The sequence below is a fragment of the Corynebacterium sp. genome (assembly GCF_052107835.1).
In the GTDB taxonomy this organism is placed as follows: domain Bacteria; phylum Actinomycetota; class Actinomycetes; order Mycobacteriales; family Mycobacteriaceae; genus Corynebacterium.
Genome location: NZ_JBQEDF010000017.1, coordinates 1 through 23,470, shown reverse-complemented (window position 1 = coordinate 23,470; position 23,470 = coordinate 1). Strand labels below are relative to the sequence as shown.

22 protein-coding genes and 1 other RNA gene are annotated in these 23,470 nt (G+C 70.0%); 3 read left to right on the top strand and 20 right to left on the bottom strand.

All coding sequences use genetic code 11. The annotated features are described in order from the left end of the window. The first annotated feature begins 17 nt into the window (after positions 1-17). The gene (locus ACTIL2_RS06340; protein WP_442336604.1) at positions 18-1,343 is read left to right on the top strand and encodes a hypothetical protein; all 1,326 of its coding nucleotides are present in this window, start codon (positions 18-20) and stop codon (positions 1,341-1,343) included. Here the strand turns inward: ACTIL2_RS06340 and ACTIL2_RS06335 are convergent. From ACTIL2_RS06335 to ACTIL2_RS06295, 9 genes are all read right to left on the bottom strand, one after another. Next, a complete protein-coding gene (locus ACTIL2_RS06335) occupies positions 1,261-2,745 on the bottom strand; it encodes a PH domain-containing protein (protein WP_442336603.1) in 1,485 nt (494 codons plus the stop codon). The two genes, ACTIL2_RS06340 and ACTIL2_RS06335, sit on opposite strands and share 83 nt — an antisense overlap. Then, on the bottom strand, positions 2,742-3,203 hold the full coding sequence (locus ACTIL2_RS06330) for a PH domain-containing protein (protein ID WP_442336631.1): 462 nt from the start codon (positions 3,201-3,203) through the stop codon (positions 2,742-2,744). The genes ACTIL2_RS06335 and ACTIL2_RS06330 overlap by 4 nt, the downstream gene beginning before the upstream one ends. A 76-nt stretch (positions 3,204-3,279) precedes the next feature. Next, positions 3,280-4,032: a fructosamine kinase family protein gene (locus ACTIL2_RS06325; protein WP_442336602.1), complete on the bottom strand. Its 753-nt coding sequence runs from the start codon at positions 4,030-4,032 to the stop codon at positions 3,280-3,282. 185 nt (positions 4,033-4,217) lie between these two features. Then, positions 4,218-4,919 carry a hypothetical protein gene (locus ACTIL2_RS06320; RefSeq protein WP_442336601.1) on the bottom strand — a complete coding sequence of 234 codons (702 nt, stop codon included), beginning with the start codon at positions 4,917-4,919 and terminating at the stop codon, positions 4,218-4,220. 52 nt (positions 4,920-4,971) lie between these two features. Continuing rightward, positions 4,972-5,637 (bottom strand): heme oxygenase (biliverdin-producing), encoded by a 666-nt coding sequence (locus tag ACTIL2_RS06315; protein ID WP_442336600.1) that lies wholly within the window; start codon positions 5,635-5,637, stop codon positions 4,972-4,974. 118 nt (positions 5,638-5,755) lie between these two features. Then, on the bottom strand, positions 5,756-6,547 hold the full coding sequence (locus tag ACTIL2_RS06310) for a heme ABC transporter ATP-binding protein (RefSeq protein WP_442336599.1): 792 nt from the start codon (positions 6,545-6,547) through the stop codon (positions 5,756-5,758). Next, a complete protein-coding gene (locus tag ACTIL2_RS06305; RefSeq protein WP_442336598.1) occupies positions 6,544-7,602 on the bottom strand; it encodes a FecCD family ABC transporter permease in 1,059 nt (352 codons plus the stop codon). Before ACTIL2_RS06305 ends, ACTIL2_RS06310 begins: the two co-directional genes overlap by 4 nt. A gap of 36 nt (positions 7,603-7,638) precedes the next feature. Then, positions 7,639-10,773, bottom strand: coding sequence for a bifunctional [glutamine synthetase] adenylyltransferase/[glutamine synthetase]-adenylyl-L-tyrosine phosphorylase (locus ACTIL2_RS06300; RefSeq protein ID WP_442336597.1), 3,135 nt, complete (start codon positions 10,771-10,773; stop codon positions 7,639-7,641). A gap of 49 nt (positions 10,774-10,822) precedes the next feature. Further along, positions 10,823-12,166, bottom strand: a complete 1,344-nt coding sequence (locus ACTIL2_RS06295; protein WP_442336596.1) for a glutamine synthetase family protein — start codon at positions 12,164-12,166, stop codon at positions 10,823-10,825. Between the two features lie 111 nt (positions 12,167-12,277). Here ACTIL2_RS06295 and panB point away from each other — a divergent pair, with 111 nt between their 5' ends. After that, positions 12,278-13,114, top strand: a complete 837-nt coding sequence (gene panB, locus ACTIL2_RS06290) for a 3-methyl-2-oxobutanoate hydroxymethyltransferase (RefSeq protein WP_442336595.1) — start codon at positions 12,278-12,280, stop codon at positions 13,112-13,114. A gap of 3 nt (positions 13,115-13,117) precedes the next feature. Here the strand turns inward: panB and ACTIL2_RS06285 are convergent, their stop codons facing one another. The 7 genes from ACTIL2_RS06285 to ACTIL2_RS06255 all read right to left on the bottom strand — a co-directional run bounded on the left by ACTIL2_RS06285 (position 13,118) and on the right by ACTIL2_RS06255 (position 17,095). Beyond that, entirely contained in the window at positions 13,118-13,294 is a 177-nt protein-coding gene (locus ACTIL2_RS06285) for an SPOR domain-containing protein (protein ID WP_442336594.1), read from the bottom strand. A gap of 20 nt (positions 13,295-13,314) precedes the next feature. Beyond that, on the bottom strand, positions 13,315-13,686 hold the full coding sequence (locus tag ACTIL2_RS06280) for a DUF202 domain-containing protein (RefSeq protein ID WP_442336593.1): 372 nt from the start codon (positions 13,684-13,686) through the stop codon (positions 13,315-13,317). Further along, positions 13,683-14,090, bottom strand: coding sequence for a YidH family protein (locus ACTIL2_RS06275; protein ID WP_442336630.1), 408 nt, complete (start codon positions 14,088-14,090; stop codon positions 13,683-13,685). The genes ACTIL2_RS06280 and ACTIL2_RS06275 overlap by 4 nt, the downstream gene beginning before the upstream one ends. Positions 14,091-14,260: 170 nt before the next feature. Further along, an RNA gene (gene rnpB, locus ACTIL2_RS06270) (RNase P RNA component class A) lies at positions 14,261-14,718 on the bottom strand. Positions 14,719-14,746: 28 nt separating this feature from the next. After that, the gene (locus ACTIL2_RS06265; RefSeq protein ID WP_442336592.1) at positions 14,747-15,403 is read right to left on the bottom strand and encodes a histidine phosphatase family protein; all 657 of its coding nucleotides are present in this window, start codon (positions 15,401-15,403) and stop codon (positions 14,747-14,749) included. Then, complete coding sequence (locus tag ACTIL2_RS06260; RefSeq protein ID WP_442336591.1) at positions 15,400-16,188, bottom strand: zinc ribbon domain-containing protein; 789 nt, start codon at positions 16,186-16,188, stop codon at positions 15,400-15,402. Before ACTIL2_RS06260 ends, ACTIL2_RS06265 begins: the two co-directional genes overlap by 4 nt. Continuing rightward, positions 16,181-17,095: a Nif3-like dinuclear metal center hexameric protein gene (locus tag ACTIL2_RS06255; protein ID WP_442336590.1), complete on the bottom strand. Its 915-nt coding sequence runs from the start codon at positions 17,093-17,095 to the stop codon at positions 16,181-16,183. Before ACTIL2_RS06255 ends, ACTIL2_RS06260 begins: the two co-directional genes overlap by 8 nt. A gap of 96 nt (positions 17,096-17,191) precedes the next feature. On the opposite strand from ACTIL2_RS06255, the gene ACTIL2_RS06250 reads away from it, so the two are divergent. Then, on the top strand, positions 17,192-18,391 hold the full coding sequence (locus tag ACTIL2_RS06250; protein ID WP_442336589.1) for an arsenate reductase/protein-tyrosine-phosphatase family protein: 1,200 nt from the start codon (positions 17,192-17,194) through the stop codon (positions 18,389-18,391). Positions 18,392-18,417: 26 nt separating this feature from the next. On the opposite strand, the gene bsaP is transcribed toward ACTIL2_RS06250, so the two are convergent. From bsaP to ACTIL2_RS06230, 4 genes are all read right to left on the bottom strand, one after another. Continuing rightward, on the bottom strand, positions 18,418-18,657 hold the full coding sequence (bsaP, locus tag ACTIL2_RS06245; RefSeq protein ID WP_442336588.1) for a biotin synthase auxiliary protein BsaP: 240 nt from the start codon (positions 18,655-18,657) through the stop codon (positions 18,418-18,420). Beyond that, positions 18,654-19,667, bottom strand: a complete 1,014-nt coding sequence (gene bioB, locus ACTIL2_RS06240; protein ID WP_442336587.1) for a biotin synthase BioB — start codon at positions 19,665-19,667, stop codon at positions 18,654-18,656. Before bioB ends, bsaP begins: the two co-directional genes overlap by 4 nt. Positions 19,668-19,746: 79 nt before the next feature. After that, positions 19,747-20,751 (bottom strand): SURF1 family cytochrome oxidase biogenesis protein, encoded by a 1,005-nt coding sequence (locus ACTIL2_RS06235; RefSeq protein ID WP_442336586.1) that lies wholly within the window; start codon positions 20,749-20,751, stop codon positions 19,747-19,749. 71 nt (positions 20,752-20,822) lie between these two features. After that, positions 20,823-23,255 (bottom strand): HtaA domain-containing protein, encoded by a 2,433-nt coding sequence (locus tag ACTIL2_RS06230; protein ID WP_442336585.1) that lies wholly within the window; start codon positions 23,253-23,255, stop codon positions 20,823-20,825. Positions 23,256-23,470 lie beyond the last annotated feature (215 nt).

The window sequence follows — 23,470 nt, the reverse complement described above, 5'->3', positions numbered from 1 at the left end:
CATTAGACTCCGGTGTCGTGAGTTCCCCCGCGTCCGGACGCCAGCGCAGCACGCGCGGACAGCAGTGGCCGGCGCATCCCGCCGTCCTGCTCCTCGGTTGGCTGGTGGCGCACGCCATCCCCGTTGCCTGGATCAGGGCCACCGGCGAGTCCACGGGCGACATACACTACTACTTCCGTGGTGTGGCGGGCCTGGAGCCCGGCGCGATGGACGAGTACCCGGAGGTCGGGACGTGGCCAGCGCGCCTGGTCGATATCATCGCCACCCGGCTGCCAGGGGAGGACACCGGGGCCCTCTTCATCGACGGTTTCATTGCCCTGAATCTGCTGGCCTCCGCCGCGTTCACCGTCTGCCTGTGGAGGATCGACCGGCACCGGCGTGCCAGGGCGGCGTGGTTCTGGATCCTCTTCGCGGCGGTCTCCGGGCCCATCCTCCTGACCCGGCTCGACATGTTCCCCGGTGTGCTGGTCGCCGGGTTCGCCGTCCTGCTGTTCAGCCGCTCAGCTCCGGGGCGTGCACTGTCGCCGGCACTCCTGGCCGCCGCGACCATGATGAAACTGTGGCCGGGGATCCTCGGCGCCGCGCTGGTCGGGGGTCTGCGCCGGGTGGGGACGTGGGCGCGGGTCGCCTGGTTCTTCGGGACGTTGGCGGCGCTGTGCGTCCTCGTGGTGGTCCTCGGCGGCACCGAGCGGCTGCTGTCCCCGGTGACCTACCAGGGCGACCGGGGCCTGCAGGTCGAGTCCATCCTGGCCACCCCCCTGATGCTCGCCAACGCCGTCCGCGGTGGCGCGGACACCCCCTGGGCGATCGGTTTCGCCGACTCGAAGAGCTACGAGATCACCGGCCCCGGGGTGGAGGCCATGCTCACCGCCGGTACCGTCCTGATGGTCCTGACGGTTGTCCTGGCCCTGGGGTGGGCTCTGGTGCGGTTGGTGCGGGACGACTGGACGCCGGTGCGGGCACTGTCCTTCGGCATGCTGCTGATCATGCTGGTGATCGTCACCAACAAGGTCTTCTCACCGCAGTACATGGTCTGGATCGCCCCCGTCGCCGCGGTGGCGATGGTGGTGTGCCGCCAAAGGGCGGTGACGGTGATCGCCGTGCAGGTCCTGGTCACTGCCGCACTGACCACGTGGGTGTACCCGGTGGTCTACGACCCCTACCTGATCTCGAACCCGCCGGACACCGGTGCTGCGCTGGTGCTGGTGCTGCGCAACGTCTCGGTCATCGTCCTCACCGTCAGTTGCGCGTGGTGGGCCTTCAGCCCTCGGGGGGCGCGGACGTGGGGACTGGATCCCGGACAACCGCAGGCGCGGGGAGCTGGCGCTGCCTCAGTCGGCTGACCAGGTCCACGGCATCTTCCTCGGTGAGGTCGCGCCCGGCCATCGACACCGGCCCGGGGACGAGGTCGAAGCGGACGCCGGACAGACCGAGCATCTGCTGCACCGGGCCCCTGCGGAGGCTGAGCTCCTGGATGTGGGACGGCGCGATGACGGACACTGCCCTGTACACGCGCCCCCGGTGGCACACCACCGCCTTCGCCGACACCAGGGTGACCCCCTGGCGCCGCCGGTCGATCGGCGAGACCCACCGCGCTGCGACGGGGCTGCGGTAGTACCGGACGCCGTCGTCGCCTGCGGTGCCGGCGTCCCCGGCAGTCTCCGTCCCGATCCCCTCCGGGTGGGCCAGGCCGACGATCTCCCCGGCATCCAGCGGCGAGACCAGTTCCAGCACCCTCAGGGTCTGGTCGAGGTCCCCCACCGGCAGGATGGTGGTCGTCGAGCCACCGTTGCTGTTCTCGTCGCCGTACCCGGCGACATCGACCTTGACCTTCCACCAGCCCAGCAGCCGCCACACCAGCGGCTGGGACACCTGGACGGCGTGGATCCTGGCCAGGGGCACCGACTGCCGGCGACGCTCGGTCAGGCCGAAGGTCACGCCGAGGACATCCCCGCTGAGCCGTGCGGTGAAGCGCCAGCTGGTGTTCAGCACGCCCCAGAGCCACGGCACCACACCGACGGCCACCGGCACCAGCAGGGCCAGGCCCGCCGGGGTGGTCAGCGACACCACCACGGTGATGAGGAACGCCACCGTGGCACCGGACAACGCAGCCGCCGCGAGCGACAGGCCGATGGGGATCGGCGGGACGATCACGGTGCCACCCTCTCCCCCGGGCGTCCCCTGGTCCCCGGCGCCGTCGACCAGGGGCCAGTGGTCATCGGCGTCCTGCAGGGTGCCGTTGACCAGGTGCAGCAGGGTCGTGCGGAGTTCCTCGGCATCCTTGCGGGGCAGGTACTCCACGCTGACCGCACTGTCCGCGCCGCCGGCGGTCTCGACCTTCACTCCCGCCAGCCGGAACAGCCGCGGGGCCAGCGGCTCCACCAGGTCCACTGCCTGCACACGGTCGAACCGGGCCGTCCTGACCTGCTTGGACACCACTCCGCGGCGCATGGCGATCTCCTCGTCGTCCACCCGGTACCCGGCCGCGTGCCACCACGGCAGGGACACCAGCCAGCCGAGTGCGAACACGACGGGGACGGCGACGACCGCCACCAGGACCACCAGCGCGGTGGGCAGTGAACTGTCCGCCAGCAGGTCCCGCAGGCGGCCGAGCTGCTCAGCCTGCTGGAAGATGACCACCGCGGCGACACCCACGAGAACGGCCCACATGCGCAGCAGCGGACTCAGCGGGTGGACGCGGCGCCACTCCGTGCCCTCCAGCCTGTCGGCGCTGTCGGCGCTCACAGCCCGCTCATCCTCTCGCGGGCGGCGACGGCGAGCCGGTCACGCAGGGCATCCGCCTCGTCCGCGGCCAGGCCGACGACCTCCGAGTCACTGGTCGAGGACGCGGTGTGCAGCTTCACCCGCTTGACGCCGAAGCCCCGCTCCACCGGGCCAGCGGTGACGTCCACGTACTGGATCCGCCCGTACGGGACCACGGTGAACGTGCGCCACAGCCGCCCCTTGGTGATCAGCAGTTCATCCCCGGTCTCCAACCAGCGGCGACGGTACGCCTGCACCGGGATCAGCCACAGCTGCCACACGAGCAGCGCCAGCAGGACCCCCGCCGCCGCCCACAGGATCACCGACCACACGCCCGACGCGAGTACCGCGCCGACGGCCGCGGCGATCATCGGGACCAGCGTCCACGGGAGGGTACCGATGTACGTTGCCGGGACGTACCCCGGCGCCACCCGGTTCATGGAGTCGATGGGGACCGGGCCACCGCCGTCGCGGTCGGGAGAGTTGGACATGCCGACAAGTGTGGCACACCATGGTCTACAAACTGAGCACCTGGCGGACCGTGCGCTCGGTTTCCCCGGTGTACCCTCCGCCGAAGACCGCGGAGTGCAGGTACAGGACCTGCAGACGGTGCAGCGGCAGAAGTTCCCTCCACCCCGGTTGGAGGGAGGCCGCCTCCGCGTAGGCGTCCAGGACGGTGTCCAGGTGCGGTGCCCCGAACATCGTGAGGAAGCCGAGGTCGGTGAGCCCGTGTCCGCCGTGGGCGGAGGGGTCGATCAGTGTCGCGCCTTCCGGCGACCACATCACGTTGCCCGACCACAGGTCTCCGTGCAGCCGTGCGGCGGGACGGTCGTCGTCGAAATCGCCGGAGGTGAGCCGGTCCAGCAGCCGGTCGGTCCCTGACAGTCCCCCGGCGGTCCTGTCCAGGTCGGCGAGCACCCGGGCGTAGAACACGCCCCAGGACTCCTCCCGCTGCAGCGGGAGGTCGAGCAGGTTGCCGTTGGGCCCCTGGTAGCCGGTGCCCTCCCAACCGTCCGGCCCAGCGCCGAAGGCCGGGGCGCCTGCGGCGTGGGTGGCGGCGAGCCGGCGTCCGAAATCCTCCGCGTGCTGGGCCGTGGCGTGTCCGGGACTCACCCGCCGGAGAACCAGGTCACCGCCCTGCCGGTCGGCCACTCCGGCGACGGGCACGCCGCCGTGGGAGTCCGCTGCCTCCTCCAGCCAGGACAGGCAGGCGGCCTCCCAGTCACCGGGACGGCCGGGATTGTGCTTGGTGAACGTTGCTTCGCTCATGTGACCACGCTACCGGCGTCCATGGAACCCAGCAGCGGTACCGGCACTGCGTCCGGCAAAGGCTCCGACCGAAGTTCTACCACTGTTCGCCTGATTGAACTCGCATAACTGCAGGTCAGCAGAAATCCTACCGCTGAAAAGTGGTAGAACTTCCAGCACCGTCGCCGGTGCCGACGGTGTTCCCGTCACTGCAGGGCGCTGCGGATCGTGGCCGCGGTGACCGCGCAGCTGCTGTCGGCGTCACGCTCCTGGTAGCCGCGGCACACGTCGGAGCCGTGCTGCATCAGTATCAGCAGTGCCGCACTGAGCTCCTCGGACAGCAGCTCGAGCCCCTCCTCGTCGGAGACGAGGGCGGTGATCGCCTCGTGCACCGCCCGGTCCTCCCCCATGTCCGCGGCCGGGGTGGGGCAGGCGCCGGCGGCCAGCAGGCGGAGGTAGGTCTGGCCGACCAGGCCGAGCACGTCCCCCTCGTCCTGCAGGGCAACGATATGGCGCCTGAACTGCAGCATCGAGGGCATGGTCACGTGCCGGTCGCGCCAGCGGGCCGTGGCATGCGCCTTGTCGAGGGCACCGGCGAACTGCTCGGTGGCGGCGGCGAGCGCGGTGCGCAGCGGAGCCAGTGCCCCAGCGGACGACGCCGATGCCATCCCCGGGGCCGCCAGGGCATTACGCAGGACCCGCAGGCCCTCCCAGTGCTGCTCCAGGTAGGCGGCGCGCCCGGCGAAGGGCAGCGTGCCGTCCGACATGCGGCGGAAGACGGTGGACCGGCGGATGCAGTCAACCGCGGAGTCACCGGCGGCGTCGAGGAGGTCAACGACCTCGGCGGCGTCGACGGGTGTCCCCGCGGCCCCCTGGTACGTCGCGTGCACCTGCTGCGTCTGGGCCATCCCGTTCACCGTCCTCTACCTCGATACCGCAATGAATGTTCGTGAGCCTACCCTAAGGGGTGGCCTGCCCGCCAGCCGAGATGCCGAGTGCCCTGTCCAGGCCACCGAAGACACCGGAGTTGTAGGCGAACGCCGCCCTGGCGGAGGCGAGAAGATGTTCCCGCTCCCCCGCACCGAGGTCCATGGCGTCCAACGCGGCACGGTAGGCGTCGCGGTAGCGCTTGGGCTTGTCGATGTGGGGGAAGCGGTAGAAGGCGGTGGCGGACTCCGGCACGCCGTAGTGGCGGCCCATGAGACGTCCGATCACCTGGCCGCCCGCCAGGTCACCCAGGTAGCGGGTGTAGTGGTGGGCGATGAGCGCCGGGACGTCACGTTCCCGGCCGATGCGCTGCAGTTCGGCGACATACGACGCCGTCTCGTCGAGCGGGACGGCGTCCACGGTGCCCCCGAGTGCCCCAAGGTCCGCCCGCAGGGCCGCACGGCGGTCCAGCAGGCGGTCAGCGACGGCACCCAGCCGGGCGTCACCCGAGCAGGCGTCGACCGCACCCTCCAGCGCCGAGTAGAACAGGTACGCCTGCTCCTGCAGGGCCGTGAATGCTGCCGCGTCCAGACTCCCGTCCAGCAGGCGCCCCATGAACACGGAGTGCTCCGCGTCCTCGTGGTCCTGCCTGGTCTCCTCGCGGAGACGCTCGGAGAGCGTGGCGGTCACAGCGGTCATCGTCCCTGTCCTCGGTCGACCGGTCACAGTCCCGGCATTCGATCAGCATCGTGTACAGGCAATGCTAACAACGGCCGACCTAACCCCGTATCATCCGAAAGGTTGATTCATCCCGGCCCTACGCACCCGGGGTCGGCCGGATCCACAGGTGGCCGTCGACGCGGCTCACGCTCACCGGCCAGTCGTACACCCCGGACAGGCGGTCGGCGGTGCAGACCTCGTCCGGGGTCCCGGTCGCCACGATGCCCCCCTCGCTGAGCAGCGCCAGCCGGTCGCAGTACCGGGCGGCGAGGTTCAGGTCGTGCAGCACCACGATCACCCCCGCACCCCGGGAGGCCAGGCGCCGGACGGAGTGCATGGTGCGTTCCTGATGGGCTATGTCCATGGCCGCGGTCGGTTCGTCCAGCATGACGCACCCGGCCTGCTGGGCCATCACGCGGGCGAAGGCGACCCGCGCACGTTCACCGCCGGACAGGGTGGTGATGTCTCGGTCCTGCATGTCGCCCATACCGACCTCGTGCAGGCAGTCGTCGACGATCCGGGCGTCGCGTGCCGGGTCCCGCGGCCAGGCGGACCGCCCCATCTCCACGACGTCGCGGACCAGGTGCGCGAAGGAGACCCGGGGGTCCTGCAGCATCACCGCCCGGTGCTGGGCCGCCTCGCGCGGACCGTAGTCACCGTAGTTCCGCCCCGCGAGCAGGACGCTCCCGCCGGACGGTGTGGCATCGCCGGACAGGGCCGCCAGCAGGGTGGACTTCCCGGCACCGTTCGGGCCGATCAGCCCCAGCACCTCCCCGGGGTGCAGGGTGAGGTCCACGCCGTGGAGGATCTCGGTGGGGTGGCGTCCCGGACCGACGGTGACCACGATGTCCCCGGCGTGGAGCAGCGGGTTGTGCGGTGTCCCGTTCATGCGGCACTACCCCCCTTCCTCAGCATCCGGCGCAGCAGGACGAAGAACGTCGGCCCGCCGACCAGCGCGGTGAAGATCCCGATCGGCAGGTCGGCGTAGGGGATCAGCGTCCGGGACGCCAGATCGGCGAGCAGCAGCAGGACCGCGCCACCGACCGCCGACAACGGGACGAGCCACCGGTTGGCCGGACCGGTGACCTGCCGCAGGATGTGCGGGACGATCAGGCCGACGAAGCCGATGATCCCGGCGAAGCTCACGGCCAACGCGGCCAACGCGGTCGACAGCCCGATGATCGTCAGGCGCATCAGCGGGACGTTCACCCCTGCGTGGCCGGCGGCGCGCTCACCGAGGCTGAGCACGTCGAGCTTCCCGGCGATGAGGACGGCCCCCACCAGGCACAGGACAACGGGGACCACGACGATGCCGACCTGGTTCCACTGCGAGCCGTTGAGGGAGCCCATCTGCCAGAAGATGACCTGCTCCCGCGAGGACGTCGGCGCCAGGAACACCAGGAAGGAGATCGCGGCACCGGCGACCGCGTTCACCGCGATGCCGGTCAGGATCAGGGTCAGGACCTTGACTTCGCCGTTGATCGAGGCGAGCCGGTAGATCGCCACGGTGGTCAGCACACCCGCCACGAAGGCGAACACCGGGACGGTGGCCGGGCCGAGGACGGTGATGCCGAAGACGATGGCGGTGGCGGCACCGACACCGGCCCCCGAGGTCACACCGATCACGCTGGGTTCGGCCAGCGGATTGCCGAACAGTCCCTGGAGCAGCGTTCCGGCCACCGCCAGGGCGGCGCCGACCAGCAGGCACAGCACGATCCGCGGCATCCGGATCTGCCACAGCACATTGGCCTGCTGGGCGGCATCGGGACCGGTGCCGGCGGGTGCGCCACCGGGCCCGTGGAGCAGCGCGTCCCACACCTGCCCCGGCGCCAGGGTGAACTGGCCGAGGACCAGGTTCACCGCGACCACGGCCACCAGCGCGGCCAGCAGGACGCCCAGGGTGGTCAGCCGCGTCGCCCGGCGCCGCGCAAGTGTCTGGTTCATCGGTGTGAGAGCCTACCCTCATCTATCACCGCGGCATTAATCACCGAACTCCGCGTCGGTGACCTCCTCACCCCAGAACACCCGGTCAATGACCCGGCGTGCCCGCCGGGTGGTCTTCAGGTAGTCGTCGAGGAACCCCTGGGAATCCTCCGGCTCCCAGTTCGCCGCCGCCGAGATGTGGGCGAGCTGCGGCCCCGGCCCGGGCAGCTGGTCGCGGCGCTTCGCGTTGACCAGGATGATGGCGTTGCGGGCCCTGGTGGCGGTCAGCCACGCGTACCGCAGGATCTCCACGTCCGCCTCGGACAGCAGTCCAGCGATCCTGATCTCCTCCAGGACCTGCAGGGTCGAGGTGTTGTGGAGGTTCTCGATCTGGTGGCAGTGCTGCATGGTGAGCAGCTGGACGGTCCACTCGATGTCGCCCAGTCCGCCGCGGCCGAGCTTGGTGTGGGTGTAGCGGTCGGCGCCCCGGGGCAGCCGCTCGGCATCGACCCGGGCCTTCATCCGGCGGACGTCCTGCACCGCCTTCTGGTCCACCCCTCCGTCGGGGTAGCGGAACTCGTCGATCATGCGCAGGAAGCGGATGCCGAGGTCCTTGTCCCCGGCGATCCAGGTGGCACGCAGCAGGGCCTGGAACTCCCAGGTCTCACCCCAGCGGTCGTAGTAGTTGCGGTAGGACTCCAGCGTGCGCACCGTGGGGCCGCTGCGTCCTTCGGGACGCAGGTTCAGGTCCACCTCCAGCGGCGGGTCCTGGGACGGCCGTGACAGGCGGGTCCGCATCCGCTTGCAGATGCCGGTGGCCCAGGTGATGGCGTCGTTCTCGGTGTCCGCCTCCCCGTCGCCGTCCAGGTCGCCGGCGCCGGCCCCCGGCACGGGTTCGCAGACGAACATCACGTCCGCGTCCGAGCCGTAGCTCAGCTCCGAGCCTCCCAGGCGCCCCATCCCGATCACGGAGACCAGGGCAGGGGCATTGCGGTGGTGCTCGTCCTCCCACGCCCTGATCTCGGCGCGCAGCGCAGCCTCGAGGACGGCGTCCCAGACATAGGACAGCGACCGGCACACCTCCGGGGTGTCGATGTGGCCGAGCAGGTCCGCCGAGGCGATGCGGGCGAGTTCGGTGCGGCGCAACGACCGTGCCGCGGCAATCGCCGCATCGGGGTCGCGGTGGCGACCGGCGGCGGCGACCAGGGAGTGGCTGATCACCGTGGAGTCCTTCTCCAGCAGCTTCGGCCCATTCGCCCCGTCCGACAGCAGACGGACCGCGTCCGGGGCGGCCATGAACAGGTCGGCGATGTAGGGCGAGGTGCCCAGGATGTGCATCAGGCGCTGGCCCACGATGTTCTCGTCGCGCAGCAGCCGCAGGAACCAGGAGCGGTCCACCGCCGCATCGGACAGTTTGCGGTACGCCAGCAGTCCGGCGTCGGGGTCGACGGTGGAGGACAGCCACTCCATCAGCGACGGCAGGATCAGACCCTGGATCCGCGCCTTGCGGCTGGTGCCGGACGCCAGCGCCGCCAGGTGGTCCATCGCCCGGTGCGGGTGCAGGTAGCCCAGCGCGGCGAGCTGCCGTTCCGCGGCCGCCGGGGTCAGCCGCAGCGCATCCACCGGCATCGCCACGACCGAGGTCAGCAGTGGACGGTAGAACAGCTTGTTGTGGAGCTGACGGATCTGGCTGGCGACCTTCCTCACGTTCGCGTTCAGGGCGGTGACCGGGCCGGCCTGGCCCTCACTGTGCACCCCCGCGGTCCGGGCCAGACTCAACCGTCCCGGGATGTCGTCCTCCGGCGGCAGGGCGTGGGTGCGGCGCAGGTGCTGGAGCTGCATGCGGTGCTCCAGCATGCGCATGTACTCGTAGCACCTGATCAGGATCTGGCCGTCCTCGCGTCCCACGTAGCCGCCGTCGACGAGCGCGGTGAGCGCCCGGACGGTGGAGCGCACGCGCAGCGTCTCGTCCACGCGTCCGTGCACCATCTGCAGCAGCTGGATGGCGAACTCCACGTCCCGCAACCCACCGGGGCCGAGCTTCAGCTCCAGGGGCAGCAGGTTGTCCGGGACGTTGTCGATCACCCGGCGGCGCATCGCCTGCACGTCCGGGACGAAGTCCTCCCGCTCGGCGGCCTTCCACACCATCGGTGCGAGTTCCTTGACGTACTCCCGCCCCAGATCCAGGTCACCGGTCATCGGCCGGGCCTTCAGCAGCGCCTGGAACTCCCAGGTGGACGCCCAGCGCCGGTAGTAGTTCAGGTGTGACTCCAGGGTGCGCACCAGCGCCCCGTGGCGTCCCTCCGGACGCAGCGCCGCATCCACCTCGAAGAACACCCGGCAGCCGATGTTGATGAACTCGCCGGCCAGCCGGGTGGTCTGCGGATCGGCGGGCTCGGCGACGAAGATCACGTCCACGTCCGAGATGTAGTTCAGTTCCCCCGCCCCGCATTTGCCCATCGCCAGGACGGCGAGTTTGACCGGCACCGGCCCCTCCGGGAACACCGTGGCCACCGCGACCGACAGGGCGGCCGTCAGGGCGGCGTCCGCCGCATCGGCGAGCCTGCCGGTCAGCGTCTCGAACTCCACCGGCGCGTCCCCGCGCACCGAATCGGACAGCTCCGTCCCGTCCCGTTTGCGGTAGGTCCCCGCCAGATCGATCGCTGCGATCCGGGCCAGGACGGTGCGGTAGGCCGTGCGCATCGCCCGGTCCGCGTCCACCCCGGTGATCCCGGCACGCAGCAGCAGTGAGTCGTCCTCGTGGCCACCCTCCACCGGCTCCGCACCGACCGAGGCGATGAGCGCCCCCATCACCTCGTCCCGGGTGGGGAACTCCCCCCCGATCGACGGCCAGATCCCCGGACAGGCGATCACGTGGTCGCCGAGGAGGGTGGACCCCCCGAAAAGGGCCAGCAGACGAATCCGGAACCCGGGGTCGGTGTCGAGCGCGGCGAGCAGTGCCGACGACGACTCCTCCCCGGTGAACCCTCCCCCGTCCAATGACTCCACCAGCCGGACGACCGCGTTCAGCGCCCTGTCCGGGTCCCCCGTGGACGCCAGCACCCCCAGGAGGTCCAGGTGTTCCTCATCGTCCCAACCCAGCCTCGACAGGTCATCTGCCGCGGTCGGACGGTTGAGTCCCAGTGACACCGGGGAGGGTACTCGACGGCGGGTCGTGCGTGGCTGGTTCACCGGGTGACTCAACTCCTGAAGTTCATCGTCGGGGCGTTTCCCCGTCCGACTAGAACTCCAGGTTATGCGCCAACTCCCACGGAGTCACCTGTGACTGGTAGGACTTCCATTCCTGCCACTTATTGCGCAGGAAGTACTCGAAGACATGCTCGCCGAGCGCGTCGGCGACGAGCTCCGACTTCTCCATCTCGCGCAGCGCCAGGTCGAGGTCGCCCGGCAGGTCCTTGTAGCCCATGGCCATGCGCTCGCGGCGGGTCATCCCGGCCACGTCCTCCTCGACCGGGGAGGTCAGTTCGTAGCCCTCCCGGATACCCTTCAGCCCGGCGGCCAGCAGCACGGCGTAGGTCAGGTACGGGTTCGCGCCGGAGTCCGGGGTGCGGATCTCCACGCGGCGGGAGGACGGCTTGTTCACCGTGTACATCGGGACACGGATCATCGCCGAGCGGTTCGACGCTCCCCACGTTGCGGCGGTCGGGGCCTCCTCGCCACTGGTCAGACGCTTGTAGGAGTTCACCCACTGGTTGGTCACCGCGGAGATCTCCGGGGCGTGCTCCAGGATGCCGGCGATGAAGGACTTCGCCGTGTCGGACAGGTAGAACAGGTCGTCCGGGTCGTGGAAGGCGTTGTTCTCCCCCTCGAACAGGGACATGTGGGTGTGCATCGCCGAGCCCGGGTAGTCGTGGAACGGCTTGGGCATGAACGTGGCACGCACGTCATTGCGGCGTGCGACCTGCTTGACCATGTAGCGGAAGCTCATCACGTTGTCCGCCATCGACAGGGCGTCAGCGAAACGCAGGTCGATCTCCTGCTGGCCCGGCGCGGCCTCGTGGTGGGAGAACTCCACGGAGATGCCCATCGACTCCAGCGCGGTGATCGCGTCCTGCCGGAAGAGCGGGGCGGAGTCGGTGACGGCCTGGTCGAAGTACCCGCCGGTGTCCGAGGGCACCGGACGCCCGTCCGGACCGTTCTGCTCCTGCAGCAGGAAGAACTCGATCTCGGGGTGGACGTAGCAGGAGAACCCCTCGTCGGCGGCCTTGTTCAGCTGACGGCGCAGCACCTGGCGCGGGTCCGCCCAGCTCGGCTCGCCGTCGGGCATGGCGATGTCGCAGAACATCCGGGCGGTCAGGGTCTTGTCGCTGCTGGCGTTGTCCAGCGGCAGGATCTGGAAGGTGGACGGGTCCGGGCGGGCGATCGTGTCCGACTCCACCACCCGGGAAAAGCCCTCGATCGAGGAGCCGTCGAAGCCGATTCCCTCAGCGAAAGCGCCTTCGAGCTCCGCGGGAGCGACGGCGACGGACTTCAGATACCCCTGGATGTCCGTGAACCAGAGACGGACGAAGCGGATGTCACGCTCCTCGAGGGTGCGGAGGACGAATTCCTGTTGGCGACTCATGGCCACCATCGTATCTTCCACGTCGTCCGGTAGCCCGTTTTTGGTGCCCCGCCACACGGGTTGTTACAAGCCGTTAACACCTCGACGATGAAAGTGGCACAATATTGTGCCATGGCTAACACGAATCCCCCCACCGGGTACCTGACGCCCACCCGCCAGATTCGCATTGGCGACCTGCGGAAACGCAAGGCCACGGGTGAGAAGTGGGCCATGCTCACCGCCTACGACTACTCCACCGCCCGGGCGCTGTCCGAGGGCGGCATCGAGTGCCTGCTCGTCGGCGATTCCGCGGCGAATGTCGTCTTCGGCTACGGGCAGACCCAGCAGATCAGCCTGGACGAGATAGTCTACCTCGCCGCCGGTGTCGTGCGCGGCGCCGGCAACGCCCTGGTCATCGTCGACCTGCCCTTCGGCACCTACGAGGCCTCGGACGAGCAGGCCGTCCGCTCCGCCGCCGAGGTGATGCGGCGCTCCGGTGCCGCGATGGTCAAGATCGAGGGCGGGGTGCGCATCGCCCCCCGGATCCGCGCCCTGGTGGCCGCCGGCATCCCGGTGTGCGCCCACGTGGGCTTCACGCCGCAGTCGGTCAACGCCCTGTCCGGGTTCAAGGTCCAGGGCCGCGGGGACGCCGCCGACACGCTGGTCGAGGACGTCACCGCGGTCGCCGGGGCCGGAGCCGACTTCGTGGTCATGGAGATGGTGCCCGCCGACGTCGCGGTGCGGGCGACCGGGGCCGTGGACATCCCCACCATCGGCATCGGCGCGGGCCCCGGCACGGATGCCCAGGTTCTGGTCTGGCATGACATTGCCGCACACCCGGCGGACGGTCACCGGCCGAAGTTCGCCAAGCAGTGGGCGCAGGTCGGGGCGGACCTCACGTCCGCCGCCGCGTCCTACAAGCGGGAGGTCACCGAAGGCTCCTTCCCCGCGGAAGAGCACTCCTTCTAGGCCCTAGTCCTCGTCCCACTCGTCGGCGGCCTCGGCGCGCTGACGGGCGGTCGTCAGCGCGCGCTCCGCCTCAGCCTGCGAGTCGTACGGTCCCATCCTGGTGTCCCAGCCGGAGACCTTGCCCTGGGTGACCTCCCCGGTGGAGGTGTCGAAGTACCACTTGCCTGTGCTGTCGCTCATGTCCGCCAGCCTAGACCGATCTACGGTGCGCCTCCCAGTGCGTCCACCGCCACGAAGGCGATTCCGGCGCATCCCAGCAGCACAGTGCACACGGCCAGGGCGATCACCGGGACCACCGACGCCCCCAGCAGCTCCCCTGCACCGTGCACCGAGCGCGCCGACCTGCGGTAACGGCGGCGCTGCGTCCCGTAGATCCCGAACGCCACGAGCAGCAGCACCCCCGAGGCGAGGACCACGATCCCGCCGTAGTGCGGGGCCCACCGGAGCATCACCGCCGCGGCCACGAGGTAGGCCAGCGAGGTCCTGCCCCAGGCCATCGTGGTGCGCTCGGGCTGCAGGCCGGGATCCGGGGCCGCGGACGGAGCGGCGGCCGGGGCCGCAGTGGCGGTCATGCCAGCACCATGACCGCGACCACGATGCCCGCGATGACCGCTCCCGCCGACAGCGCCGGGACGATCGCCGGGGCAGGGAGTGGCTTCTGCTCCCGCATCGCCCGTTCCACCCGGAGCCAGCGGACCGCCGCTCCCCCGGCCAGGAGGATCCCGAGGCCGATCGCCACAATGGCGGCGATGCTGCGCAGGTGGGACGGGATGGCGTCGATCGGCAGGGCCTCCAGGGCCACCCCGCCGGCGATGAATGCCAGTGCTGTGCGCATCCAGGCCAGGAAGGTGCGCTCGTTCGCCAGGGTGAACCGCGGATCCGGTTCCCCGCCCTCCGGGAACAGGCGTCTCGACAGGGCCGACCGCCGGTCAGGGTCATTCTCCCGGCCTGCCGCCTGCTCTGGTGTCCGTTCCATACGGGGGCTTTCACTCACGGTGAATCATTCTAGGCCGCGCGACCCGTGACTATCACACCGGCACGGGAATCCACTCGTCAGGAAAACCTCTCCGACCTGCAGGTATCACATAGTGGGAATCGTCGGCGGTGTGAATGTCCACCGGCGGCGATGGCGGAGACCACGAAGAAGTGTCGAGAGGGCCTGTGAGCCGGATTCTGTATCCCCGGCCAGCGCCCGTGGGCGGACGGCCGGGGAGGCGATCATCCATCTGGGTCAGCCGTCACCGACTGCCTCAAGCGGTCTACCTGTCCCTTCACCGACGAGCAGCCGACGGGACACGACCACACCCCCACCCCGATAGAACAGGGGAACGGTGCAGCCACTTGACCTTGCTCCCGGTGGGGTTTACCTAGCTGCGCCGGTCACCCGGCACACTGGTGCGCTCTTACCGCACCGTTTCACCCTTACCCGGCAGAAATGCCGGGCGGTCTGTTTTCTGTGGCACTAGCCCGCGGGTCACCCCGGGTTGCCGTTAACAACCACCGTGCTCCAAGGAGTCCGGACTTTCCTCGATCCCGGGCGGACGTCCGGCGTCCTGCAGAACTCCCGACGCTGTCCCCGGAACCGCGATCACCCGGCCCTCTCGACGGGAGTCAACACTAGCACCACCGCCACTACCGCAGGTAGTGGGTGTCGTTGACCTCACGGACCATGGACCGTGCCGGGTAGAACTCGACCACGGACAGTCCCGCCAGGTCGAGGTGCAGGGTGGAGTAGATCGTGGAGGGAACGCGCAACGCCTCCCTCAGGATGGACTTGATCGGCGAAACATGGCTGACGAGCAGGACGGTTCCTCCGTCCCCCTCGCGCAGCCCGTCGATCAGCGCGCGGGAGCGCCGCTCCACGGCAGACATGCTCTCGCCGCCGACGGTCGGGACGGTGGTGTCGCGCACCCAGGCCTCGTGCTCCTCGGGCCACTGTTCATGGACATCGGAGAAGGTCATGCCCTCCCACCGGCCGAAATCGGTCTCGATGAGGTTGTCGTCGGTGCCCACACCCAGCCCCAGGGCGCGCGAGGCGGCCTCGGCGGTCTGCCGGGTCCGGGTCAGCGGCGAGGAGATGATCCGGTCGATGCCCTCTCCCCCGTCCTGCCGCTGGGCGAGGTAGTCGGCGGCCCTGGTGACCTGTGACTGCCCCAGCTCGGTGAGCTCGGGGTCACTGCGTCCGGAGAAGACGCCGGCCACCGACATCGGGGTCTGCCCGTGGCGCAGCAGGAGCAGCCGCAGCGGCCGGTCGTCCCCGGATCCGCCGATCCACCCGGGGCGGGTCATGACCCGTCCTCCCTGATCAGCAGCGTCCCGCACTCCGGGCAGGTCACCAGGGCATCGGCCGGGGCGTTCACGATGCGGGACAGCGACGCCCGGTCCAGCGACATGAAGCAGGACCGGCAGACGGCACCGGCGAGCTGCGCGGCGCCGACACCGTTCTCCCTCTCCCCCGTCTCGTAGCGCTCACGCAGGTCATCGGGCAGTTGCGACCGCAGGAAACGGGACGTCCCGGCCAGATCGTCGATCTTCGTGTGGAGTTCCCGGATCACGGTCTTCTCCGTGTCCCGCGCGGCGTCGAGCTTCTCCCCCGCCCCGTCCAGTGCGACCCGCGCCTCTGACACGGCAGGGGGAACCTCTGGTTCGTCACCGTCGGCCCCCGTCCCGGTGGTGCCTGCACCGTCACCGAAGACAGCCACCGTCCTCTCCTCGCGGCTGATGGACTCCTCGACCTCACCGAGGCGCCGGTCGGCGACGGAGAGGTCGTGCTGCAGGTCCTGGCGCCGTTCGCGGTCGGTCTCCGCCCGCAGTCCACGGAGGTCGTCGCGGCGCCGGGCCCGCAGTTTCGCGGCGTCCTGCCGCAGCCGCTGCAGCGTCATGCCCAGGTCCTCGGCGACCCGGTCGGCCTCGGCCAGCTTCTGGCGGCGGTTGCGGACCTCGTCCTCCAGGCGCTGGACCTCGTGGGACTCGGGCAGGGCCTGCAGCCGGGCGGTGAGCAGCCGTGAGCGCTCGTCCACCTGCGTCAGCTCCCGCAGGTTCGTCATGGTCGTCCGTTCCGGGGTGTCAGGCATCGTCGTCTCCTCCGCTTGCCGCGTGCACTGTCCAGGGATCCGTCCGCACCGGGATGACCCCGGTGTCCAGCCGCGGGTCGGCCGCGGCGATCACCCCGGCGGCCTGGGCGCACCACGGGAACTCGCTGGCCCAGTGCGCCGTGTCGATCACCGGGCAGCCCCCGGCCCTGAGGTGTTCGTCGACCGGGTGGTGACGCAGGTCGGAGGTGACGAAACAGTCGACATCCAGGCCGGCGACGGTGTCGAGGAAGCTGTCGCCCGCCCCGGAGGAGACCGCCACCCGGCGGATCACCCGGTCAGGGTCACCGGCCGCGCGCACGCCCCACCGGGTGGCGGGAAGTCTCTCCGCGACCCGCGCGGTGAATTCACGCAGGGTCATCGGGGTGTCCAGCTCGCCGACGCGTCCGATGCCGAAAGCGGCCCCCGGGTCCGGCGGCAGCGGACGGCCCTGCACCGCCAGCGCCGCTGCGGTGGCGGCCGGCGACGACGGCGCCAGCGGGTGACCGGGGGTAACCCCCAGCAGCTCGGCGAGCCGGTCATTGACCCCGGGACGTGCGGCGTCGGCACTGGTGTGTGCCGCGTACAACGCCACCCCGTGCCGGATCAGGCGGTGGACGATGCGTCCCTTCGGATGGGACGCGGGCACCCCCGTGACGCCCCGCAGCAGCAGCGGGTGATGGACCAGCAGCAGGTCGGCACGCGCGTCGATGGCGGCGTCGACCACCTCATCGGTGCAGTCCAGGGCCACGAGGACGCGGCGGACCGCGTCAGCCGGGTCACCGCAGACCAGTCCGCAGGCGTCCCAGGATTCGGCGAGCGCCGGCGGGTAGGCGCGCTCGATGATGTCCACCACGGAGGCGACCGTGACGGCGGAGGACTGTTCGGAGGGTTCTGTTCTCTCACTCACACCGTCCACGATAGCGGTAACGCGGCAGACGTCCGCCGACGCAGGTTCGGCCGCCCTTGGCGGCATCCCCGGGCGGATTCTGGCACCCTGGATTCCGTGACCGACGCAGAGCAGGCAGCAGAACCCGCCCCACAGGGCAGGAACGTCAGGAACCGGACCCTCCTGATCGACGTCGACGGAACACTCGTCGACTCGTACCCGGGCATCCGGTCGAGTTTCCTGCGCGCACTCGAGGACAATGATGTCCCGTTGCCGACCGAGGACCAGCTGGGCCTCATCGCCGGCCCACCGATGGTCGACACCCTCAGTGCCCTCGGCCTGGAGGGTGCGGAACTCGATGCCACGATCGCCAGCTACCGCGAACACTACGACGGTGGCGGCTGGCTGGAGGCACAGCCCTTCGACGGTGTCGTTGACCTGCTCACCACGTGGCGGGAGCAGGGGTTCACCCTGTCGACGGCGACCTCCAAGTCGGTGTCGTCGGCGACGCGGCTGCTGGAGCACTTCGGGCTACTCGGGTACTTCGACGTCATCGCCACCGCGTCCGACGACGGGACCCGCCGCTCCAAGTCCTCGGTCGTCAGCTACGCCATGGAGCAGCTCGGGCAGGACGCCCGCCCCGTCACGGACGGTGGGCCGGAGCACCGCTCCGACCTGCTGATGATCGGCGACCGGGTGCACGACGTCGACGGCGCGCACGCCTACGGGATCCGTACGGTTTTGGTGGACTGGGGTTACGGGGGACGCGACGAGCACAGGAAGTCCGATTACTCGGTCGCCGACGCCGCCGAGCTCGGACGGCTCGTCGAGCACTGGTCGGACAACCGTCCGCACATCTGCGTGGTCTGCACCGGGAACATCTGCCGCTCCCCGATGGGGGAGATCATGCTGCGCGCCGCCCTGGTCCAGGCCGGGATCGAGGGGGATGTGCGGCTGAACTCCTGCGGGACGGACGGCTGGCACGTCGGCGAGGCGGCGGACCCCCGGGCCGTGGCCCAGCTGCAGTACGACGGCTTCAACGGCTCCGGGCACCGGGCCGCCCAGTTCGGCCCGGAGCACCGCGATGCCGACCTGTTCCTGGTCATGACCGCGACCCACCGCAAGGCCCTGGTCAAGCAGGGGATCGACCCGGAGCGCATCGCCCTGTTCCGCAGTTTCGGACCGGCCGGGGACAAGGAGGTCGAGGATCCCTACTACGGCGGGGAGGACGGCTTCACCGTGGTCTCCCGCCAGCTCAGCGAAGCGATCCCCGGCGTTGTCGACTGGGCCCGTGAACAGGTCGCCGCGCGGGTCTGACCGCGCACGGGACTAGCGGCGCCGCACTAGCGCTGCTCCAGGTCCAGGGAATCGGTGATGCCGTGCCGCGAGCATGCGGAGGTCCAGCCGTGCGGTGTCACCTGCACGACCGCGCGGCGCCCGCATTCCTTGCAGTAGCGCGGGGCGTCCAGACCCGCCTTCTGGGCGGGCGAGTACTCGATCCACTCCCCCTCGCCCAGGTCCGCACCGGTGTACGGGTCGAATGGACCGGTGCCGGTGCCGCGTCTGCGTCCCACTGGGCTCACACGCTCCTGCTGAGGACCTTGATCGGCAGGTTCAGCCGTCCCACGGTGTCCAGGTCCTGCTCCGCCGGACGGCCCAGCGTGGTCAGGTAGTTGCCGACGATCACACCGTTGATGCCGCCGGTCAGCCCCTGCTCCAGGCCCATGTCGCCCAGGGTGAGTTCGCGTCCGCCGGCGAAGCGCAGGGTCGTGCCCGGCATCGCGAGACGGAACATGCCGACCGCGCGCAGCGCGTCCTTGCCGTCCATCACCGGCTTGTCCTCGAAGGGCGTGCCGGGGCGCGGGTCCAGGAAGTTCAGCGGGACCTCGTGGGGGTCCAGTTCACGCAGCTGCACGGCGAACTCGGCGCGCTGCTCCAGTGACTCCCCCATCCCGATGATGCCGCCGCAGCAGACCTCGATCCCGGCGTCCTGGATGAGCTTCATGGTGTCACGGCGTTCCTCCCAGGAGTGGGTGGTGACGACCTCCGGGAAGAAGCTGCGCGCGGTCTCGAGGTTGTGGTTGTAGCGGTGGATGCCGACGGCCTTGAGCCGTTGCACCTGCTCGGGGGTGAGGATACCGACGGACACCGCCACGTCAACGCCCTCGACGTTGGCGTAGATCTCCTCGACGGCCTGCTCGAGCTGCACCATGAGGTTCTCGTCCGGGCCCTTGACCGCGGCGACGATGCAGAACTCGGTGGCACCGGTCTTGGCGGTCTGACGGGCCTGCTCGATGAGTTCGGCGATGTCCAGCTTCGTGGAGCGGACCGGGGACTGGAAGAGGCCGGACTGGGAGCAGAAGTGGCAGTCCTCCGGGCAGCCCCCGGTCTTCAGGCTGACGATGCCCTCCATCTCGATCTCCTCGCCGCACCACCTGACCCGGACCTCATGGGCCAGTGCCAGGAGATCCGGGATGCGGTCGTCGGGGAGGTGGAGGACCTTGATGAGGTCGTCGTAGTCGAGGCCGCGTCCCTCGTCGAGGACGCGGGCGCGTGCGGTGGTGAGGATATCGTCGGTGTGGATGTCAGCCATGGAGCACATGGTAACTTGAACGGTGTACAAGTTCCAGTCCGAAACAACTGCGGCGCGTCCGGGCAGGTGGTCCGGGGGTCTAGAAGCGCTCCTCGTCGCGGGCGTTGCGCTTCTCGAAGAATCGCGACCGGCTGCCTCCGTAGCGGTCCTCGAGCTTGCGCTCACGGGACGGTGCAGCGGTCGTCGCGCCCGCGGGCTGCTGCGGGTCCGCACCAGCGGAGGACGCCGCCGCGTCCTGCCCCTCCGTGTCGACCTGCCGGGCCGGCTCAGCCGCGGCGACCTCGTCACGTCGGCGACGGCGCTCCCTGATCTCCGCCCAGATGAAGTACGCCAGCCCGAGCGGCACCATCACACCGAAGGCGATCCACTGCAGCCCGTAGGACAGGTACGGGCCCGAGTCCAGGTCGGGCAGCGGCAGCGCGGACATGCTCCCGTCCCCGTCGGTGGCCTCCACCGACGGGCCGTCGAGCTGGACGTAGTCGGACGCGTAGTCCACACCGACCGCCTCCCCGACGGCCGCGGTGCTCATCCCGTAGACCTGCAGGCGGCCCCCCTCCGACATCGGATCATTGTCCGGCGCCGCCTCCGACATGCGCACATAGCCGGTGACGGTGGTCGGCGACCCGTCCACCGCCGGGACGTCCTGCACGCCCTGACCGTCGGAGGCGTCCATCCACCCACGGTTGACCATCACGGTCTGGCCGCCGTTCAGCTGGAACGGCGTCAACGCCTGGTACGCCTGGGTGCCGCCCACCGGACGGTTGCGCAGCAGGGCCTCGTCCCCCGGAACGAAACGGCCCTGCAGCTCCACCCGGGTCCACTCCTCCTGCTCACCGGCGCTGGAACCGTCGGCGGGCAGGACCTCGGACGCCGGGACCGGATCCGTCTCCAGGGCGGTGTTCAGCCGGTCCTGGAACTCCTGGGTGTCCCGGTTCTTCCCCAGCTGCCACGGCGCCAGGACGGTGAAGGCGAAGTAGGCGAACACCACCGCGACAATGGTCGTGAGCACCCAACCGGGGGTGAGGAACGACCGCCACCCCCGGCGCCGTCGGGCGGACCGGGGCGGGGAAGCTGGCTCAGTCACGTGCTCTGTCACCTCCACGAGTCTAGTCACCCTGGGCGGGTGCAGGACAGTCGCGGCGCCCGCTCCCCTGCTCAGCCCTCGCCATTGCCGCGGCGCAGACGGATGCCGAGCCAGGCGGCGACGATGACGGCGATCAACGCGATGCCGCTGGGGATCGCCGACGCCGGGTTGGTGACGAACGAGACGAGGGCGTTCCCGTCATCGTCGCTGTCCCCGGGATCCGCGGACGTGTCGGCGTCATCGTCCGAACCACGGACGGTGACCTCCCCGTCGCCCTCTGCATCGTCGTCGCGGTCGGGACGGTCCCTGTCCGACTCGTCCTCCGGCATATCGTCCAGCCCCGCTCCCTCACCGTCGCAGCCGTCGGACAGCGCGGCCTTCAGTGTCAGCGGGTCCATCTCGGCCCCGGCCTCGTAGAAGTCGCCCATTGCCGAGGAACCGTCCTGGGTCAGGGTGGCGGACGCCGCAGCGTCGAGGACGCCGTCGGTGACCGAGGACTCTGAGAACGACAGGTCGGCCACGCTGATGCGGCCGTAGTCGTGCGGATTGCCCTCGGTGTCGTTGGAGGTGACGTCGGCGACAAGCGTGCCGGTGGACCCGGAGACCTCGATCTCGGGGTTGGCGACCGTGGTGTCCAGGATCCCGTCGTGACCGGTGAAGTTCACCGACCCGGTGAAGGACACGGCGCCGTCCTGCACGTCATCGCCGTCGAGGGCGACCTTCCCGTCGCTGCCGGCGAAGACGAATGCACCGTCGCTGTAGACGGCGCCGTCGCCGGTGGTCCAGTCGCCGTTGGCGATGCTTCCGCGGATGTAGCTGCGGAAGGACTCCTTGATGCCCCAGCCCATCCGTGCGTCAGTGACCCCGTTCTCCCCGTCCTCCGCTTCGCAGGTGGTGTCGCTGTCGCGCGCGGTGCCGGTCACCCGCGGTGCGGACACGGTGAGGTCCGGGGTTCCGGAGCCCGATGCGGCGCCGGCGCCCCCGGCTCCACCCGTACCGCCGGACGCCGGGGCGGCCGACTCGATTCGGCTGAGACCCCCGCCGGAACCGGCACCGCAGTCGCCGCCGGTGGTCTCGAGGGTGACGTCCAACGGGTCAGCCTCGTTGTTGCCCTCGCCGTAGTTGCCGCCGAAGGCCGTGTTGCCCTCGGCGGTGATGAAGCCGGGGCCGGACAGGGCGATACTGCCGGACTCCGCTGCCGCCGCCGAGATCGGCTGGTCCAGGGTGAACTCGGCGATCGGCACCTGGGACCCGGTGTCCGCCCCGGTCACCTCGGCGCCCGGGGTGAAGCTGCTGACGGTGGACGAGCGGTAGTCGGCGATGAACTGCGCGGTGGTGCCGCGGACCTTCACCGACATATTCGACAGGGTGATGTCCAGTGCACCGAAGTGGCCGTTCATGTTGATCGATCCGCCGAGGGGAATGTCCGCGTCCTGCCCGGAGATGGTGACCGAGGAGGGGGCACCGGTGAAGTCGAAGCTGCCCTGTCCACGGGGGTCGCCGGAGAACCCCACGCCATTGAGGTCCCAGCCGCCCATCGCGATCGGCCCGTTGATGTAGCTGCGGAAGGACTCCTTGATGCCCCAGCCGACGTTCGCCGCGGTGACCTCGCCGCACTGTGCGGCGTCGGTCGCCGGCACCTGGTTCTGGGATGTGTTCTGCTGGGGGTTCCGGGCCGGGGCCTGCCGGGTGGCAGGTGCAGCGGGCTCCGCGGAGGTGTCCGGCTGCCCTGCAGAACGCGCGATCTGCACGCCCTGCTCGACCCCCTGGTTTCCGCCGGGAGCCGTCGACAGGCTGAGGCTGAAACGGTCGCCGTCGTTCTTCCCCTCGCCGTAGCTGCCCAGGAGTGCCTGGTTCAGGTTCTCGTGGATCCAGCTGTCACCGGTGATGGTCGCTGCACCGGAAGCGGCACCGGCCTGTGTCAGTGTCTCGTCGAGATTGAAGGTGGCGACGGGCTCACCGGTGAAGGCGGGTGGGCCACCTGCCATGCTGACCGCCGCGTCCACGTCCGCACCGAGGTAGCGTCCGTCGGCGATGAGCTGCGCCTTGTTCCCCCGGATCTGCATGACGATGTTGGACAGGGTCACGTTGATCAGCCCGGCGTGGCCCACCAGGGTCATCTCCCCGCCCATCGGCAGGTCGGCGTTGTCCCCCTCCACGCGGGAGGACGCCGGGTCGGCGGCGAACTGGAATGCGCCGTCCTCCGCGTTCTTCCCGCCGGTGTAGCCGATCCCGTTGAGGTTCCAGTGTCCGCCGGCGATCGGACCGGTCAGGTAGTTCCGGAACGACTGCTTGATCCCCCACGAAAGAGTGCCCTGGGTGACCGTGGACGCCTGCCCCGCGGCCTCCTGCCCCGGGGCAGCCACTGCGGCGGGGAGCGGGGTGTTCGGCACGATCGCGGCGCCGACCAGCGGCAGGGTGGCCACCACAACAGCAGCGGATGCTATCCGCAGCGGGCGTGAGTGGCGGACGGGTGCCGGGACGGCGGGGAACGGTGACTTCACTGGGCGCACTTTCCGTACTGGGGACGCCCGCGGGGCGGGACGTCACGATTGAAACGTCTGGATTCACATCAATCCACAGTTAGGCAAGGCTAGTCGGAGTAGCGCCCGTTTGCCCAACCCGCCACACTCGTCCCATCCCCCAGCCAGCCACGGGTGCGCGGAACACGGATCACGCACCCCCGATAGGGGTGGGAGAGCCCCGGACCCATCCCCCC

Coding starts and splice junctions, on each gene's coding strand:
- ACTIL2_RS06330 (WP_442336631.1), bottom strand. CDS start 3,203: ATGAACCGGGTGGCGCCGGGGTACGTCCCGGCAACGTACATCGGTACC.
- ACTIL2_RS06325 (WP_442336602.1), bottom strand. CDS start 4,032: ATGAGCGAAGCAACGTTCACCAAGCACAATCCCGGCCGTCCCGGTGAC.
- ACTIL2_RS06320 (WP_442336601.1), bottom strand. CDS start 4,919: ATGGCCCAGACGCAGCAGGTGCACGCGACGTACCAGGGGGCCGCGGGG.
- ACTIL2_RS06315 (WP_442336600.1), bottom strand. CDS start 5,637: ATGACCGCTGTGACCGCCACGCTCTCCGAGCGTCTCCGCGAGGAGACC.
- ACTIL2_RS06310 (WP_442336599.1), bottom strand. CDS start 6,547: ATGAACGGGACACCGCACAACCCGCTGCTCCACGCCGGGGACATCGTG.
- ACTIL2_RS06305 (WP_442336598.1), bottom strand. CDS start 7,602: ATGAACCAGACACTTGCGCGGCGCCGGGCGACGCGGCTGACCACCCTG.
- ACTIL2_RS06295 (WP_442336596.1), bottom strand. CDS start 12,166: ATGAGTCGCCAACAGGAATTCGTCCTCCGCACCCTCGAGGAGCGTGAC.
- panB (WP_442336595.1), top strand. CDS start 12,278: ATGGCTAACACGAATCCCCCCACCGGGTACCTGACGCCCACCCGCCAG.
- ACTIL2_RS06285 (WP_442336594.1), bottom strand. CDS start 13,294: ATGAGCGACAGCACAGGCAAGTGGTACTTCGACACCTCCACCGGGGAG.
- ACTIL2_RS06280 (WP_442336593.1), bottom strand. CDS start 13,686: ATGACCGCCACTGCGGCCCCGGCCGCCGCTCCGTCCGCGGCCCCGGAT.
- ACTIL2_RS06275 (WP_442336630.1), bottom strand. CDS start 14,090: ATGGAACGGACACCAGAGCAGGCGGCAGGCCGGGAGAATGACCCTGAC.
- ACTIL2_RS06265 (WP_442336592.1), bottom strand. CDS start 15,403: ATGACCCGCCCCGGGTGGATCGGCGGATCCGGGGACGACCGGCCGCTG.
- ACTIL2_RS06260 (WP_442336591.1), bottom strand. CDS start 16,188: ATGCCTGACACCCCGGAACGGACGACCATGACGAACCTGCGGGAGCTG.
- bioB (WP_442336587.1), bottom strand. CDS start 19,667: ATGGCTGACATCCACACCGACGATATCCTCACCACCGCACGCGCCCGC.